The organism is Salegentibacter sp. BDJ18, assembly GCF_017579965.1.
Taxonomy (GTDB): Bacteria; Bacteroidota; Bacteroidia; order Flavobacteriales; family Flavobacteriaceae; genus Salegentibacter.
Window position 1 is genome coordinate 1 of record NZ_JAFLQX010000020.1, and the last position, 16,514, is coordinate 16,514.

The following is a 16,514-nucleotide window of genomic DNA, read 5'->3' on the forward strand; positions in this document are numbered from 1 at the left end:
TCTTGCCAGACATGAACTGGTCAAGTACCTTCTTCTCGAATTCTTGTTGTTCTTTTGTTGTCATAATTCTGTATGAATGAAATTAATAAATAATTCAATTCAGACAGAGTTTAATTTACACCCTCTTTTTTTGATTTAAATTCTGAAATAGATTCTGGATTTAAGATAATTAAATTTTATTTAAATTGATCTAAACCGGGAATATCTGGCATCCCGTCTTTTGCTACGGCAGCAAGTTCTGCTTCGTTAATATCTGAAGCTCTGCTTATCGCTTTATTTAAAGTTAATACCAAATAATCTTCCAGCTGTTCTTTATCTTCCATCAATTCATCAGCAACGCTAATATTCTTAATTTCACGTGTAGCGCTAATAGTCACTTTTAGAAGTCCGTCACTGGATTTTTCTTCAATAGTTACTGTTTTTAGGCGTTCTTTAGTTTCTTCAACTTTTTGCTGGGTTTCCTTGATTTTATTCATCATACCCATCATATCTCCAAACATATTCTCTTTTTTAAATTTAATAAACACAAATTTACTAATTACAGGTTTAATCCTGTTAATTTGAACCCACTAATTATGTATTTGGTTGGGAAGCCTTACCTTTGCAAGCGCTTAAAAATAATGCAGATTTGAAAAAAGAAATTTTACCGCCAAAAGCTAAGAAAATACCTAAAACCCTGGAATTTCACGGAGACGTGAGAATAGATAATTATTACTGGATGAACAATCGCGACAATCCAGAAGTTATTGATTATCTAAATCAGGAAAATGAATATAACCAGAAAATGACTGCCCATACCAAAGATTTTCAGCAGCGGTTATTTGAGGAAATGAAAGGCCGAATAAAAGAAGATGATGAATCGGTTCCCTATAAATTGAATAATTACTGGTATTTAACCCGTTTTGAAACCGGAAAAGATTACCCAATTTATTCAAGGAAAAAGCGGGAATTGGATGCGCCTGAAGAATTGCTTTTTGATGTTAATGAAATGGCAAATGGTTTTGAATATTACAGTCTTGGCGGATTGAATGTGAGCCCCGATAATAAAATGGTGGCTTTTGGGGTAGATACTTTAAGCCGAAGAAAATATACCATTCAAATTAAAGACCTGCAAACCGGAGAAACTTATCCTGATAAAATTGAAAATGCTACCGGAGGTTCTACCTGGGCGGCCGATAATAAAACGCTTTTCTATACTAAAAAAGACGAACAAACGCTCCGTTCTTATCGAATTTATAAACACATTTTAGGGACAGATTCTGCCGAAGATGAACTGGTTTTTGAAGAGGAGGATGAAACTTTTAACACCTATGTTTATAAATCGAAGTCCAAGGAATATATCATTATAGGAAGTCATAGTACATTAACTACAGAATACCGAATTTTAAAGGCTGATGATCCCTCTGGTAAATTCCAGGTTTTTCAGCCCAGGGAACGAGGTTTAGAGTATAGCATAGCGCATTACGAAGATAACTTTTACGTAATGACCAATAAAGATGGCGCCACCAACTTTAAACTTATGAAAACCCCGGTTGATAAAACCACAAAAGAAAACTGGGTAGACGTTATTCCGCATCGCGAAGATTATTTACTTGAAGATATTGATATCTTTAAAAAGTATCTGGTAGTAAGCGAGCGTAATAATGGCTTAAATAAAATAAAAGTGATTCGCTGGGATAATTCAGAAGAATATTATATTCCTTTTGATAATGAAACCTATACCGCTTATACCTCTATAAATCCTGCTTTTGATACTGATATTTTAAGGTTTACTTATAATTCTATGACCACGCCAACTTCGGTTGTAGATTTTAATATGGAAACCCGGGAAAAGACGGTTTTAAAAGAACAGGAAGTTTTAGATAAAAATTTTAATAAAAATAATTACCTCTCTGAGAGAATTTGGGCTACTGCCAAAGACGGCACTAAAATTCCGGTGAGTTTGGTTTATAAAAAAGGAACTAAATTAGATGAAAATAGTCCGCTACTACAATACGCTTACGGTTCTTACGGTTCTACCATAGACCCTTATTTTTCTACGGTAAGGCTAAGTTTACTAGACCGCGGATTTATTTATGCAATCGCACACATTCGTGGTGGGGAATATTTGGGACGTAACTGGTATGAAAACGGGAAGCTTTTCAATAAAATGAACACTTTTACCGATTATATAGATGTTTCAGAATATTTAATTCAGGAGAAATATACTTCCGCAGCACATCTTTACGCAATGGGTGGTTCGGCAGGAGGTTTGCTTATGGGCGCGGTTATTAATATGGCGCCACAGCTTTATAACGGAGTTATTTCTGCAGTTCCTTTTGTAGATGTGGTAACTACTATGTTAGATGATAGTATCCCTTTAACCACCGGTGAATACGATGAATGGGGAAATCCAAATAATAAAGATTATTACGAATATATGCTGCAATATTCGCCTTACGATAATGTAGTGGCGCAAGATTATCCAAATTTACTGGTAACAACAGGTTTACACGATTCCCAGGTTCAATATTGGGAACCGGCAAAATGGGTAGCGAAATTAAGAGAATTAAAGACCAATAATAATTTATTGTTGTTCCATACTAATATGGATGCCGGTCACGGTGGGGCTTCCGGACGTTTTGAAGCTTTAAAAGAAGTAGCCGAAGAGTATGCGTTTTTACTGGATTTGGAAGGAATTGACCACTAATTAAAAAATTTGCCTTAAATTTGGGGGATTTTACGCTCTTAAAAAGAGTGAAATAGTTAACCCAAATTTTGTAAAGAACTTCGATTTATGAAAGAAGATTTGCAAGTATATGATAATGTATTGCAATTAATTGGCAATACACCCTTGATACAACTGAATAAAATAACCCAGGAATTTAAAGGGGAATTCTTCGCTAAAGTAGAAGCCTTTAATCCGGGACACTCCGCTAAAGACCGTATTGCACTTTATATTATTGAAGAAGCCGAGAGAAAAGGTATTCTTAAACCGGGAAGCACAATTATAGAAACTACTTCTGGTAATACCGGTTTTAGTATTGCTATGGTGAGTGTTATAAAAGGTTATGAATGTATTCTTGCGGTAAGCTCCAAAGCTTCTAACGATAAGATTGATATGCTAAAAACAATGGGCGCCAAGGTGTATGTTTGCCCGGCGCACGTTTCGGCAGACGATCCTAGATCTTATTACCAGGTTGCTAAAAGATTGCATTCAGAAACTAAAGGCTCGGTTTATATTAATCAGTATTTTAATGAGCTGAATATTGATGCGCATTTTAATTCTACAGGCCCTGAGATTTGGAAACAAACCGAAGGAAAAATAACTCACCTGGTAGCTTGTAGCGGTACCGGTGGAACAATTTCTGGAACTGCTAGATATTTAAAGCAGCAAAATCCTGAAATGAAAGTTATTGGTATAGATGCTTACGGTTCAGTTTTAAAGAAATATCACGAAACAAAAGAATTTGATTCTGGTGAGATTTATCCGTACAGAATAGAAGGGCTGGGAAAAAACCTTATTCCATCTGCAACAGATTTTGAAATTATAGATCGTTTTGTTAAGGTTAGTGACGAAGATAGTGCACATACCGCCAGGGAACTTGCAAAAACCGAAGGTTTATTTGTAGGTTACACCAGTGGGGCAGCTACCCAAGGATTAAAACAACTTGCTGAAGAAGGAGAATTTGACGAAAACAGTAATGTTGTAGTAATTTTCCCCGATCACGGCTCCCGTTATATGGGGAAAGTCTTTAGCGACGATTGGATGGAAGAACAGGGCTTTTTTGATACTAAAAATGAAATTGAGGTACAGCCTATAGAATTTATAAAATAAGAAGTATTTTGAAATTTATTCAGAAATAAAGTTTATAAAAGCATCCCGCGTAGGATGCTTTTCTTTTATTTGAATTTGCTGAATAAATAACTTTGTGCAATTGAGCTAATTTTAAGTATTTTTGCGGCTCGACTAAAAAAAGATCGATGAGGGATTTATTTGAAAAAATATATAAAGATAAAGGACCATTAGGAAAATGGGCAGAGCAGGCTGAAGGATATTTTGTATTTCCTAAGCTGGAAGGGCCAATTTCTAACCGAATGAAATTTAGAGGGAAAGAAGTAATTACCTGGAGTATTAACGACTACCTGGGACTTGCCAATCATCCCGAAGTAAGAAAAGTAGACGCTGAAGCTGCTGCTGAGTACGGTTCGGCTTACCCAATGGGTGCTAGAATGATGAGCGGCCATACTCAGCTTCACGAAAAATTGCAAGACGAATTAGCTTCTTTTGTACACAAACAATCGGCCTACTTGCTTAATTTTGGTTACCAGGGAATGGTTTCTACCATAGATGCTTTGGTATCTAAACAAGATGTGATCGTATACGATGTAGATGCTCACGCCTGTATTATTGACGGTGTAAGATTACATTTAGGTCAGCGTTTTACTTATAAGCACAACGATCTTGAAAGTATAGAAAAGAACCTGCAGCGTGCCACTAAAATTGCAGAACAAACCGGAGGAGGAATTTTATTAATTTCTGAAGGCGTTTTTGGTATGCGTGGTGAACAGGGAAAATTAAAAGAAATCGTTGAGCTGAAGAAAAAATATAATTTCAGACTTTTTGTAGACGATGCCCACGGTTTTGGTACTCTTGGTAAAACAGGAGCCGGAGCAGGTGAGGAGCAGGGCATTCAGGATGAGATTGATGTGTACTTCGCTACTTTCGCTAAATCTTTAGCCAGTACCGGTGCATTTATCGCAGCCGATAAAGAAATTATAGATTATTTAAAATATAATTTACGTTCGCAAATGTTCGCTAAATCATTGCAAATGCAATTGGTGGTGGGAGCATTAAAACGTTTGGAAATGCTAAGAACAATGCCAGAGCTTAAAGAAAAGCTATGGGAAAATGTGAACGCACTTCAAAACGGACTTAAAGAAAACGGATTTGATATTGGAACCACCCAAAGTTGTGTGACTCCGGTATATCTAAAAGGAAGCATTCCGGAAGCAATGGCTTTAGTAAAAGATCTAAGAGAAAACCACGGCGTTTTCTGTTCTATTGTAGTTTACCCGGTTATTCCTAAAGGACTTATTTTATTAAGAATGATTCCTACCGCTACGCATACCCTTCAGGATATTGAAGAAACCCTAACTGCTTTTTCAGCAATTAGAGAACGTTTAGAAAACGGAACTTATAAAAGGTTATCTGCTTCAGTTTCTGCTGCAATGGCAAGCAAGGAATAGGTAAGATTAAGTTCTTAAAAATTAATAAAAGCCGTTTAAAATTTCACTTTTCGTCACCCTGAACTTGTTTCAGGGTCTAGTTTAATACCAATTAGATTCTGAAACAAGTTCAGAATGACGTTAGCAAGAAGAAATTTTAAACGGCTTTTTTATGTTTGAATTTTAGAAAAATTTAAGGTTCAGGATTAATTTCCAGAACCATTAACATCTTCATTTTCTTTATAAAATCCGGTTTCTTCCAATTCTTCACCACGTTGGTTTCGGTCGCCTTCATAAGTGTCTTCAATATATTCATCATCGTCGTGAAAATCGAATCTATAAGAAACTCCGGCAGCTACCTGCCATCTCGAAGGAGTGTCTTTAAAATTAACAAGACCAGAAATATCTACCTGAAAATCTTTTCCAAATAAATAAGCTGCGCCACCTCTTACCAAATCATCGGCATATAGATCACTTATATAAGTTTGGAATTCCCCAAAAACGGCAAATTTTGGAGTAACAGCGTGGGTTAAAGTAAAGATCCCGCCGTAAGAAGGATATTCTTCTGTAAATTTATCGGCTATAAAATTCATAACCAAAACCCATCGGCCCCAGTTATGTTGGGTTATTAAAGCAGCTTTAGGGCTAATTATTGATTCCCCCTCAAACATATAGGGATTTTCCCACCAGCTAAAATTGGCGCCGGCATACACCGAGACAGCGGGAATTAAACTACGTAGATTTAACCGTTGATTCGCCTTCCAGCTATATAAATTTACTTTTCTCTCTTTTACACTAACTCCTGGATCAAAAACCAGGAATTTAGCGCCAAGAGTATTTGTTTTAAAGTTGCTAAATCTAAACTCATCACTGCTATTTCCCACGGGAATAGAGGTAACCTGATCCTGAAAAGAACCAAAGAAGTTAAGTTCCAGTATTTCAGTTAAAAATCCATATCGTAACCCATAACTGGCACCTAAAATATCGGTGTCGCTATTAAATAAAGTATGATTATCATTACCGAAATAGCCACCGGCTTCAAGTTGTAAAACGTTTTTGCCCACGGCATACGCGCCCTGTGATTCTCCCGGGCGATTGGAGTTTATGGTTTCAGTATATTGCGCATTTGCGCTAAATATTCCGAGGAAAATAAAAGCGATACCTACTTTTAAATAGTGCATATTAGATTGGTTTGTTACTTTCAAAGATAGCAGATTTATTATTTTTTTAGGAGCTCAAAGCTTCTATTCTCAAGGCTTATTTTTATTTTTGCATAAATTCCTAAAAATGTTAGAAGCTTCTTTTTCCGATGTATTACAAACGATTCTAATCATTCTATTAGTATATTTTGCTTTTAAAATGCTAATTAAATGGTTTGGACCGCTTATTCTTAAATATTTCCTTCGGAAAATGGGAAAACGTTTTGAAGAACAATTCAGGCAACAACAAGGTCCTGCTTCACAGAAAAAAGAAGGAAAAGTTAGCATTGACAAGAAGCCGAAAGGAAAAAGGAATTCTAATAAAAACGTTGGGGAATATATAGATTACGAGGAAATTGATTAATTTCGGGATCAATTTTTTATATTGAAAAGGGAAGAAGCTGCCCGTTCAATTTAACAGAAAGTGATCTAAAAAATTTCAGATGGCCAATCTTAAAAAGTTTCTACCGCATCTTCTCGTTTTGGTAGGCTTCGTAATAGTTTCTTTATTTTATTTTAGTCCGGTTCTAGAAGGAAAAAAGATTTTTCAAAGCGATATAGTTCAATATATCGGGATGGCCAAAGAGCAAAACGATTTTCGCGATCAAACCGGCGAAGAGCCCTACTGGACCGATTCTGCTTTTGGAGGGATGCCAACTTTTCAGTTAGGCGCTTACTACCCACATAACTACGTTAAAAAGCTGGATTCAGTTTTAAGATTTTTACCCAGACCTGCCGATTATCTATTTCTTTATTTAATTGGCTTTTATATTCTCTTACTCTGCTTAAAATTAGATTTTAGACTGGCATTTTTAGGTGCTCTAGCCTTCGGGTTTTCTACCTATCTTATTATAATCCTTGGAGTAGGGCATAATGCCAAGGCTCACGCGATAGCTTATATGCCGATGGTCTTAGGCGGAATTATTCTCACTTTCAGGCAAAAATATTTATGGGGGTTTTTAGTCTTGGCTATTGGAATGGCGCTGCAAATTGGCGCAAACCATTTCCAGATGACCTATTATTTACTCCTCCTGGTAATTGTTCTGGGAATTGCATATTTAATTGATGCCTACCGAAAACATATACTTCCAAAATTCTTTAAAGCTTTAGGAGTAATGGTTGTGGCGGTTATACTGGCTATAGGCGCCAATGCTACCAATCTACTTGCAACTCAGGAATACACCGCACACAGTACCCGAGGTGATACCGGTTTAACCATTGCGCCCGACGGTTCAGATAAACCCGCAGCCGGCTTAACTTATGATTATATCACCGAGTATAGCTACGGGATAATGGAATCTTTTAACCTTTTTGCTCCCCGGTTTATGGGCGGCTCCAATGCAGAAGATATTGGAAAAGATTCAGAAATTTACGATTCCTTACTCAAACTTGGCGCATCCCCGGCACAGGCGGCTAATTTTACTGAAAATGCACCTACTTACTGGGGCGATCAGCCTTATGTAGGCGCGCCGGCGTATATTGGTGCCACAGTATTATTTCTCTTTATTTTTTCACTTTACCTTGTGAGAGGACGTTTAAAATGGTGGATTGTTGGAGGGAGTGTTTTAGCCTTGATTCTTTCCTGGGGTAAAAACTTTGAATTTTTTACCGAGTTCTTTATAAATTACGTGCCGCTGTACACTAAATTTAGAGCCGTTTCTTCCATACAGGTAATTATAGAATTATGCGTTCCTGTTTTAGCAGTTTTCGGCCTTTTTAAATTATTTGATCCCAAACTTCAAAAAGAGACAAAAGTTCACGCGCTTAAATGGTCTGGGATAATTGTAGGTGGAATTGGATTAGCTTTATTGCTTTTCCGTTCTGTACTATTTGATTTCAGCGGTGCGGGAGATTCAGCTTTAATTCAGCAAATGGGCGCCGATTTTGTAAGATCTCTAAAGGAAGACAGGCAGGCCATTTATACCGAAGATCTTATTCGATCACTTATTTTTTCAGCTTTAACAGCAGCAGCCCTTTGGTTATATATTGAAAAGAAAATCACGCAAAATTGGTTAGTACCAGCTTTAGCACTTCTAATTTTAATCGATTTAATTCCTGTAGATAAACGCTATGTAAATGATGATGATTTTGTAAGCGCTAGACAGATGGATCGTCCATTTCAACCTAATGCTGCCGATCAACAAATTTTACAGGACGATGCACACTACCGCGTTTTTGATGTTTCCGGCAGTCCTTTTAATACAGGAAGAACTTCTTATTTCCACAATGCAATAGGTGGCTATCACGCTGCTAAACCCGGCAGAATGCAGGATTTATACGATTTCTATATTTCTCAAAACAATATGGAAATTCTAAATATGCTGAATGCTAAATACTTTATTGTTCCTTCTGAAGGTGGTCAGCCGCAAGCACAACAAAATCCGAATGCTTTTGGAAATGCCTGGTTTGTAAAGGATATTATATGGGTTGAATCTGCCAACGAGGAAATACTTAATTTAAACGAAGTTGATCTAAAAAATACGGCGGTAATTAATTCAGAATTTAAGGATGAAGTTTCTGAAAATTTTAAAGCCATCGAAAATGCAGAAATTCAATTGCAAAGCTATCAGCCTAATGAATTGGTCTATGAAACTAATGCCTCATCGCCTCAGTTTGCAGTTTTCTCTGAAATGTACTACCAACCGGGTTGGCAAGCTTATTTAGATGGGGAAGAAGTAGATCACGTTAGGGCAAATTATGTATTGCGAGCAATGAATATTCCTGCAGGCGAGCATACTGTGACTTTTAGGTTTGAACCTGAAGTAGTAAATACCGGAAGCAGCATTGCCCTGGCAAGTTCTATAATTTTGGTTTTAATTATTTTAGGCGGATTTTACTATAAATCCCGAAAGAGGGAATAAGTTCTTAAATGGAAAAGGCACTCATTATAACTTATTATTGGCCACCGGCCGGCGGTCCCGGCGTGCAGCGCTGGCTTAAGTTTGTGAAGTATTTAAGGGATTTTAATATTGAACCTGTGGTTTATATTCCTGAAAATCCTAATTACCCTATGTTGGATAATTCTTTAAAAAATGAAATTCCGGGGGGAATAACTATTCTTAAGAAGCCAATTTTTGAACCTTACCAATTAGCCGGTTTTTTGGCAAAAAATCAAACAAAAACCATTAGCAAAGGAATTATTGCTGCTGAAAAAAATCAATCTTTTTTACAGAAAAGTCTACTTTTTATTAGAGGTAACTTATTTATTCCTGATGCCAGGAAATTCTGGATAAAACCATCGGTGAAATTCCTGAAAACCTATTTGAAAGAAGAAGGTATTAAAAAAATAATTACAACCGGTCCGCCGCATAGCTTGCATCTAATTGGTTTAAAATTGAAGCAGGAACTCGATTTAAAATGGATAGCCGATTTTCGAGATCCCTGGACTCAAATTGGATATCATAAAAAGCTGAAACTTACTGAATCCAGCAAAAAGAAACACTTACGTCTTGAACGAGAAGTTTTAAATTCAGCCGATCAAATTATAACTACCAGTTTTACTACAAAAGCTGAATTTGCAGAAAAAACCAGTAAACCAATAAGCATAATTACCAACGGATTTGATGTTGAAGAAAATGAAGCAATTACCAACGAATTAGATACTAAATTCAGTATTTCTCATATCGGTTCCTTGCTTTCAGAAAGAAATCCCGAGAATCTTTGGAAAGCCATAGCGGAACTTACAAATGAGAATTTAAATTTCTCAGAAGACCTGGAATTGAAATTAGCCGGTACGGTGAGTGAGGAAATAATCACTTCAATTAAATCTGTAGGATTAGGGGAGAAACTTCAGTTATTAGGTTATGTAAGTCATACGCAAGCAATCGCGCTTCAGCAGAAAAGCAGGTTATTATTATTAATTGAAATTAACAGCGAAGAAACTTGCGGAATTATTCCGGGGAAGTTATTTGAATATTTAAGTTCAAAAAGGCCCATATTAGCTATTGGACCCGAAAAATGGGATGTTCAGCAAATATTGCAGCAAACCAGATCTGGAGAATATTTTCAATATTCAGAAAAAGACCGACTTAAAAGTCTAATTTTAAGACATTACGATGCTTATAAAAAGGGCAACGGTAATTTTATAAAAGGAGATATTCAGCAATATCACAGAAGAAATCTTACGCAAAACCTGGCCAGTTTAATAAAGAGCCAATAGAATTATGGGAATAATAATCAAGCAATCTTTTAAAAACCTAATTACCACCTATTTTGGTTTTGCGATTGGCGCGATTAATACTTTGTTTCTATTTACTTACTTCCTGGAACCTGAATATTATGGGTTGGTGACCTTTTTACTTTCAGCGGCAAGTTTGCTTTGGCCTTTTATGGGTTTTGGTGTTCACAGTACATTAATAAAATTCTTCACTTTTTATAAAACCAGGGAAGAAAAAGATAAGCTACTAAATTTAGTGCTGTTTTTACCGCTAATCGTTTCATTAATCCTAGGATTAATAGTGGCTTCTGGTTATTCATTTTTAATCAATTATTTTACCCAGGGCAACGGATTGGTTCGACCGTATATTTGGCTAATTTTTTTAATAGCTTTTGCCACCGCCTATTTTGAGATCTTTTTCGCCTGGTCTAAGCTTTTTTATAAAAGTGTATTCGGAAACTTTATGAAGGAGGTTTTTCATAGGTTCTGCATCAGTTTATTGCTTTTAGGAGTTTATTTTAACTGGATTACAGTGCATCAATTTATCTATTGTATTGCCGGGGTTTTTATCCTGCGACTTATTGCAATGAAGATCTATGCGTTTTCGCTCTATTTGCCGCGTTTAAATTTTAAGTTCCCAAAAAACTTATCACCGGTTTTAAAATATACCTCGCTAATTCTTATTGCGGGTTCAGTCGCGACAGCTTTATTAGATTTAGATAAAGTGATGATAGAGTATTTTATGCCGATAGAAAACGTGGCTATCTACGGAATTGCAATTTATATCGCTACGGTAATTTCGGTGCCTCAAAAAGCTATGCACCAAATTACAAACCCCATGACGGCTGAATTCCTTAATACCAAAAATAAAAAAAGCCTTAAAGAGCTTTATAAAAAGAGTTCTTTAAACTTATTGATTGTAAGCTTACTCATTTTTATCCTGATAATCACTAACGTAAAACAACTTTACGAACTTATTCCCGATGAATATGAGTTGAGTATATTGGTGGTTTTATTAATCTCCCTGGTGAAGCTTTATGATAATCTTCTTGGAAATAATAACAGTATTCTTTTTAATTCAGATTATTACCGAATTGTACTGTTTATAGGTGTTCTTCTTGTTTTTGTAGCCTTTGTTTTAAATTTGATATTTATTCCTAGCTTCGGGATAGAAGGAGCGGCAATTGCCAGTTTTATAGCTTTTTTTGTATATAATTCTTCTAAAATCTGGTTGGTGCATAAAAAGTTTAATTTCCTTCCATTTACTTCAAAAACCTGGTTGGTACTTTTTACCGGAGTGATCCTTTCATTTGGGTTTTATTTCTGGGATTTTGGTTTTCATCCAATATTAAACATCGCACTTAAATCTATTTTAATAGGAATAAGCTATGTCGGCTTAGCGTATTTCCTGAATTTTTCTTCAGAAGTGAATTCTATAATTAATAAGGTTTTGGGTATAAAAATCTCTTAAAAACGGGAAACCCCCGAAGCTTTTGAGGCTTCAAGGGGTTTCCAACTAACCAACCAAAAAATTAAATTATGAATTCTTTATTATCTGTTATTCACATTTCGTGCCGAACTTCTTCCTCGTGAAGAAGAATTTGAAGTTCTAGCCGAAGATCTTGTATTTGTACTGCTTTTTACCGCTTGTGTGTTATTACTTCTATTACTACTTCTGGTGGTAGCCTGCGTTCTTCTTGAGCTTGGAGCGGTTGTAGCTCTACTGGTTTGCCTCGCAGGAGTACTTTTTATAGTTCTGCTATTCCTTGCAGAGGAGTTTACATTTGTATTAGAAGATCTACTGGTATTTACTGCAGCTCGTCTTGTATTCACACTTGAATTTGCATCAACTCTTGTACGGTTATTTCTGCTTTTCGCAACATCGCCAGTATTAGAACTTCTAGATGATCTTACAGCATTTCCTCGAGAATTGGTGCTACTATTTTTTTCTGATCTAATCGTTCTGCTTCTGTTAGCGGAGTTATTAGATCTTTCAGAATAAGCGTTGCTTCTTACATTTCTTGTATTTGAAGCTACACGATTTTCGTCACCTCTAATATCTTTTATATCACGTCTTTCAGAAGTTCTTCTTCCTTTATTATAAGAAACCGCTTGTTGATTTGGCCTGTAAAAATTTTGATGCACATTATTAGAATAATGATTATTATAATAATTCACATGTTGCACGTAAGTAACGCGGTTTGGCTGATAGTAAGCCCTGTAAGGTTGCCCAAATACTATGCTCACACTACTGCGAGGTCTTGAATAATACTGGTGCCACGGTCTATAAACATAAGTATTATTATAATGATTTATAAATCCTGTATAATTGGTGATTCGGTTAAAACGGTTGTATTGAATGTGTAAACCACCAACTCTTGCAATACGGCCACGACGGTTATAATCAATAAAAACATCACCGGCACGAATAATTCTTCCGTAGTAATCATAAAAAACCGGAACACTTTCAATTTGAATTACCGCTCCATAATCGTCATACTGCACATACGCATCATAATTATGTCCTGCGTTATAACTAATATTCATATTTGGAGTAGAAATATTTACTATACTGGTTCTTCTGAATTCCGGGTTATAATAGAAATCAAATTCCCCGTTGGGATAAACGGCAAACTCAACGCCGTTTTCAACGAAAATAAAGGCATTATTATAGGCATTACGAGGCATAGCTTCTGAAGCAGCCTTTGCCGAAATACCAATAAATAAAAAGCTGAATAAAATGGCGATATTTTTCATGGTTTGCGTTTTATGTTGTTAAAGTGATTCTCACTTAGAATCAATACATAAAATACAAACCGCGTGCCAAAAAAAGAAAACCTCTAAAAAAGCTTGTTTTTAGAGGTTTTATATAGAAAATCGAATAATTCAGTAGAAAATATTCAAGAGAAATGAAGTTTAGCGTATATTTTTTCAGAAATAATAATAGCTATAATTTTTCTTTGAGATACTTGGCGGTAAAAGATGTTTTTGATTTAATAATTTCTTCCGGAGTGCCGTTTGCAACGATATTTCCGCCGTTTACTCCTCCACCAGGGCCAATATCAATAATATGATCGGCACATTTCACCAGGTCCATGTTGTGTTCTATCACTACTACGCTATGTCCTTTTTCTATAAGGGCATTAAAAGACTTCAATAGCTTTTTAATATCGTGAAAGTGAAGTCCTGTGGTAGGCTCATCAAAAATGAACAATGCTTTTTCTTTGGTAGCGCCTTTTACTAAGAATGAAGCCAGTTTTATTCTTTGTGCTTCACCACCTGATAGGGTAGAAGAGCTTTGCCCTAATTGCACATAACCTAAACCAACGTCTTGTAATGGTTTAAGTTTTCTAACAATTTTATCGAGTTTGTTTTCGGCAAAAAAGTTAGTGGCGTCATCAATGGTCATATTCAGTACATCGTCAATATTTTTTCCTTCAAACTGAACTTCCAGCACATCTTTTTGAAAACGTTTCCCGTTGCAGGCTTCACATTCTAAATGAACATCGGCCATAAACTGCATTTCTATGGTAACTTCGCCTTCACCTTTGCAAATTTCGCAGCGGCCTCCTTCTACATTAAACGAAAAATGTTTAGGCTTAAAACCTCGAATATTCGATAATTTTTGATCAGAAAAAAGGTTTCGAATATCGTCGTAAGCTTTAATATAGGTTACGGGATTGGAGCGGGAAGATCTACCAATTGGATTTTGGTCTATATATTCTACGCTACCTAAATTTTTAAAATCACCTTCAATATCGGTGTATTGACCGGCTTTTTCTCCATAGCCTCCAATTTTCTTCTGAACAGCAGGATAAAGAATTTTCTTCACCAGCGTACTTTTTCCACTTCCTGAAACTCCCGTTATAGCGGTAAAGGTTTTAAGAGGAATTGTTACATCAATATTCTGAAGGTTATTTTCTCTAGCTCCCAAAATCCTAATTTCTCCCGAAGCTTTTCTGCGCTCTTTAGGAACAGGTATTTCCTCTTTTCCATTAAGATATTGAGCGGTAAGCGAATTTGATTTTAAAATCTGTTTTAGCGTTCCTGTGGCTACAACCTCACCGCCGTGGGTACCTGCTTCGGGGCCAATATCAATAATTTCATCGGCCGCATTCATAATATCCTCATCGTGTTCTACCACAATTACGGTGTTGCCAAGATCACGCAAGTTTTGAAGCACTCCAATTAAACGTTCTGTATCGCGCGGATGCAAACCAATAGAAGGTTCGTCTAAGATATACATAGAACCCACCAAACTACTTCCCAGGGAAGTTGCCAGGTTAATTCGTTGTGATTCACCACCAGACAGCGTGTTTGACTTTCGATTTAAGGTGAGATAATCTAAACCAACTTCCGATAAAAATTTGAGTCGGTTATTGATTTCTGTTAAAAGTCTTTTCGCAATTTGCTGGTCATATTCGTTCAATTTTAAATTAGAGAAAAATTCCCGCACTTTATCTAAAGGTTTTCCCACTAAATCGGTAATACTGTGATCGGCGATTTTTACATATTCAGCTTCAGGCCTTAAGCGCTTTCCTTTACAGGTACTACAGCGGGTTTTTCCGCGATAGCGGGAAAGCATCACTCTATTCTGAATTTTATAAGCTTTACTTTCTAAAAACTGAAAGAAATCGTTTAGACCTTCAAAATGTTTATTTCCATTCCAAACCAAATCCTTTTGTTCCTGCGTAAGCTGAAACCACGGTTTATGAATTGGAAAATCGAATTTATGCGAATTATTTACTAATTGATCGCGGTACCAGCTCATACTATCGCCGCGCCACGGGAAAATGGCATTTTCATAAATTGAAAGTCCTGTATTGGGAATAACCAGATCTTCATCAATTCCAATTACATCGCCATAACCTTCGCATTTAGGGCAGGCCCCGTAAGGATTATTAAAGCTAAAAAGGTGCACATTTGGCTCCAGGAAACTAATCCCATCTAACTCAAATTTATTGCTGAAATGGCGCTTTTTTCCTGATTTTAAGTTTTCAATATAAAGTTCGCCTTTTCCTTCAAAAAAGGCTGCATCGGTAGCATCAGCCAACCTATTGTAAAAATCTTCCTCATCTTTGGTGATAATTCTATCAACCACTAATAAAGTGTCTTCAGCTTTAATTTTTTCAAGATCTGCCTCATCTATTCTGAGAACATCGTCTTTTACTTTAATACGGCTATAACCTTGCTGCGCGAGAACCTTAATTTTTTCAGCAAGAGTTCTTCCTTCTTCAATATGAATTGGAGCCAGCAAAAGTAATTTTTCCCGTTCCTCAAACGATTTTACGTGATCTATTACATCGGCCACACGGTCTCGTTTTACCTCGTTGCCTGAAATAGGAGAGTAGGTTCGCCCTATTCTCGCGTAAAGTAATTTAAGGTAATCGTAAATCTCCGTAGATGTACCCACGGTGGAACGTGGATTGGTAGAATTTACTTTTTGCTCAATAGCTATGGCGGGAGCAATTCCTTTTATATAGTCAACTTTGGGCTTATTTAATCGGCCTAAAAACTGCCTGGCATAAGAAGAAAGACTTTCTACATAGCGGCGTTGGCCTTCAGCATAGAGCGTATCAAAGGCTAAACTGGATTTTCCCGAACCCGAAAGTCCGGTAATTACCACCAATTTATTCCTCGGGATAACTACATTTATATTCTTAAGATTGTGCAGTTTTGCACCTTTTATGATGATATTTTCTTTAGGATTTACCTCGGCAACGTCAATATTCATGCTTATTTTTCTAGTTCAGGAATGCAAAGGTACTTAATAAGAAGCAGTGTAAAAAGCCATAAAAATCCTATTGTAATGTTAAAAATTTAAACTTTTGTTTGCTTTTGTTAAATATATCTTGCTATATTTGGTCATTCAAAAATTATAAAACTACACCTGCCTATAGCATAAAGTTACTTTTAGAAACTAAATAACCTAACCTCAGGAGCCCCAACCG

At 36.3% G+C, this 16,514-nt stretch carries 11 protein-coding genes; 7 read left to right on the forward strand and 4 right to left on the reverse strand.

Annotated features, from left to right (window positions below; translation table 11 throughout):
• Positions 1 to 176 precede the first annotated feature (176 nt).
• Positions 177 to 521, reverse strand: a complete 345-nt coding sequence (locus tag J0871_RS11190) for a YbaB/EbfC family nucleoid-associated protein (protein ID WP_346014343.1) — start codon at positions 519 to 521, stop codon at positions 177 to 179.
• 107 nt (positions 522 to 628) lie between these two features.
• Between J0871_RS11190 and J0871_RS11195 the strand changes: the two genes are divergently transcribed.
• The 3 genes from J0871_RS11195 to J0871_RS11205 all read left to right on the forward strand — a co-directional run bounded on the left by J0871_RS11195 (position 629) and on the right by J0871_RS11205 (position 5,229).
• The gene (locus tag J0871_RS11195) at positions 629 to 2,689 is read left to right on the forward strand and encodes a S9 family peptidase (protein WP_208225303.1); all 2,061 of its coding nucleotides are present in this window, start codon (positions 629 to 631) and stop codon (positions 2,687 to 2,689) included.
• A gap of 87 nt (positions 2,690 to 2,776) precedes the next feature.
• A complete protein-coding gene (locus tag J0871_RS11200) occupies positions 2,777 to 3,817 on the forward strand; it encodes a cysteine synthase family protein (protein WP_208225306.1) in 1,041 nt (346 codons plus the stop codon).
• 146 nt (positions 3,818 to 3,963) lie between these two features.
• Complete coding sequence (locus tag J0871_RS11205; RefSeq protein ID WP_093302578.1) at positions 3,964 to 5,229, forward strand: aminotransferase class I/II-fold pyridoxal phosphate-dependent enzyme; 1,266 nt, start codon at positions 3,964 to 3,966, stop codon at positions 5,227 to 5,229.
• A 185-nt stretch (positions 5,230 to 5,414) separates the two neighbouring features.
• Here J0871_RS11205 and J0871_RS11210 read toward each other — a convergent pair whose 3' ends face one another.
• On the reverse strand, positions 5,415 to 6,389 hold the full coding sequence (locus J0871_RS11210) for a transporter (RefSeq protein WP_208225308.1): 975 nt from the start codon (positions 6,387 to 6,389) through the stop codon (positions 5,415 to 5,417).
• A gap of 106 nt (positions 6,390 to 6,495) precedes the next feature.
• Between J0871_RS11210 and J0871_RS11215 the strand changes: the two genes are divergently transcribed.
• The 4 genes from J0871_RS11215 (at position 6,496) to J0871_RS11230 (ending at position 12,034) form a co-directional block, all read left to right on the forward strand.
• Complete coding sequence (locus J0871_RS11215; RefSeq protein WP_075326750.1) at positions 6,496 to 6,771, forward strand: DUF4834 domain-containing protein; 276 nt, start codon at positions 6,496 to 6,498, stop codon at positions 6,769 to 6,771.
• A gap of 79 nt (positions 6,772 to 6,850) precedes the next feature.
• Positions 6,851 to 9,268, forward strand: a complete 2,418-nt coding sequence (locus J0871_RS11220) for a YfhO family protein (protein WP_208225310.1) — start codon at positions 6,851 to 6,853, stop codon at positions 9,266 to 9,268.
• Positions 9,269 to 9,276: 8 nt separating this feature from the next.
• A complete protein-coding gene (locus tag J0871_RS11225; protein WP_208225312.1) occupies positions 9,277 to 10,566 on the forward strand; it encodes a glycosyltransferase family 4 protein in 1,290 nt (429 codons plus the stop codon).
• Positions 10,567 to 10,570: 4 nt separating this feature from the next.
• On the forward strand, positions 10,571 to 12,034 hold the full coding sequence (locus J0871_RS11230; RefSeq protein ID WP_208225314.1) for a polysaccharide biosynthesis C-terminal domain-containing protein: 1,464 nt from the start codon (positions 10,571 to 10,573) through the stop codon (positions 12,032 to 12,034).
• Between the two features lie 80 nt (positions 12,035 to 12,114).
• Here J0871_RS11230 and J0871_RS11235 read toward each other — a convergent pair whose 3' ends face one another.
• Together J0871_RS11235 and uvrA are read right to left on the reverse strand one after the other, a co-directional pair.
• Positions 12,115 to 13,320: a hypothetical protein gene (locus tag J0871_RS11235; protein ID WP_208225316.1), complete on the reverse strand. Its 1,206-nt coding sequence runs from the start codon at positions 13,318 to 13,320 to the stop codon at positions 12,115 to 12,117.
• A gap of 190 nt (positions 13,321 to 13,510) precedes the next feature.
• On the reverse strand, positions 13,511 to 16,297 hold the full coding sequence (gene uvrA / locus J0871_RS11240) for an excinuclease ABC subunit UvrA (RefSeq protein ID WP_208225317.1): 2,787 nt from the start codon (positions 16,295 to 16,297) through the stop codon (positions 13,511 to 13,513).
• Positions 16,298 to 16,514 lie beyond the last annotated feature (217 nt).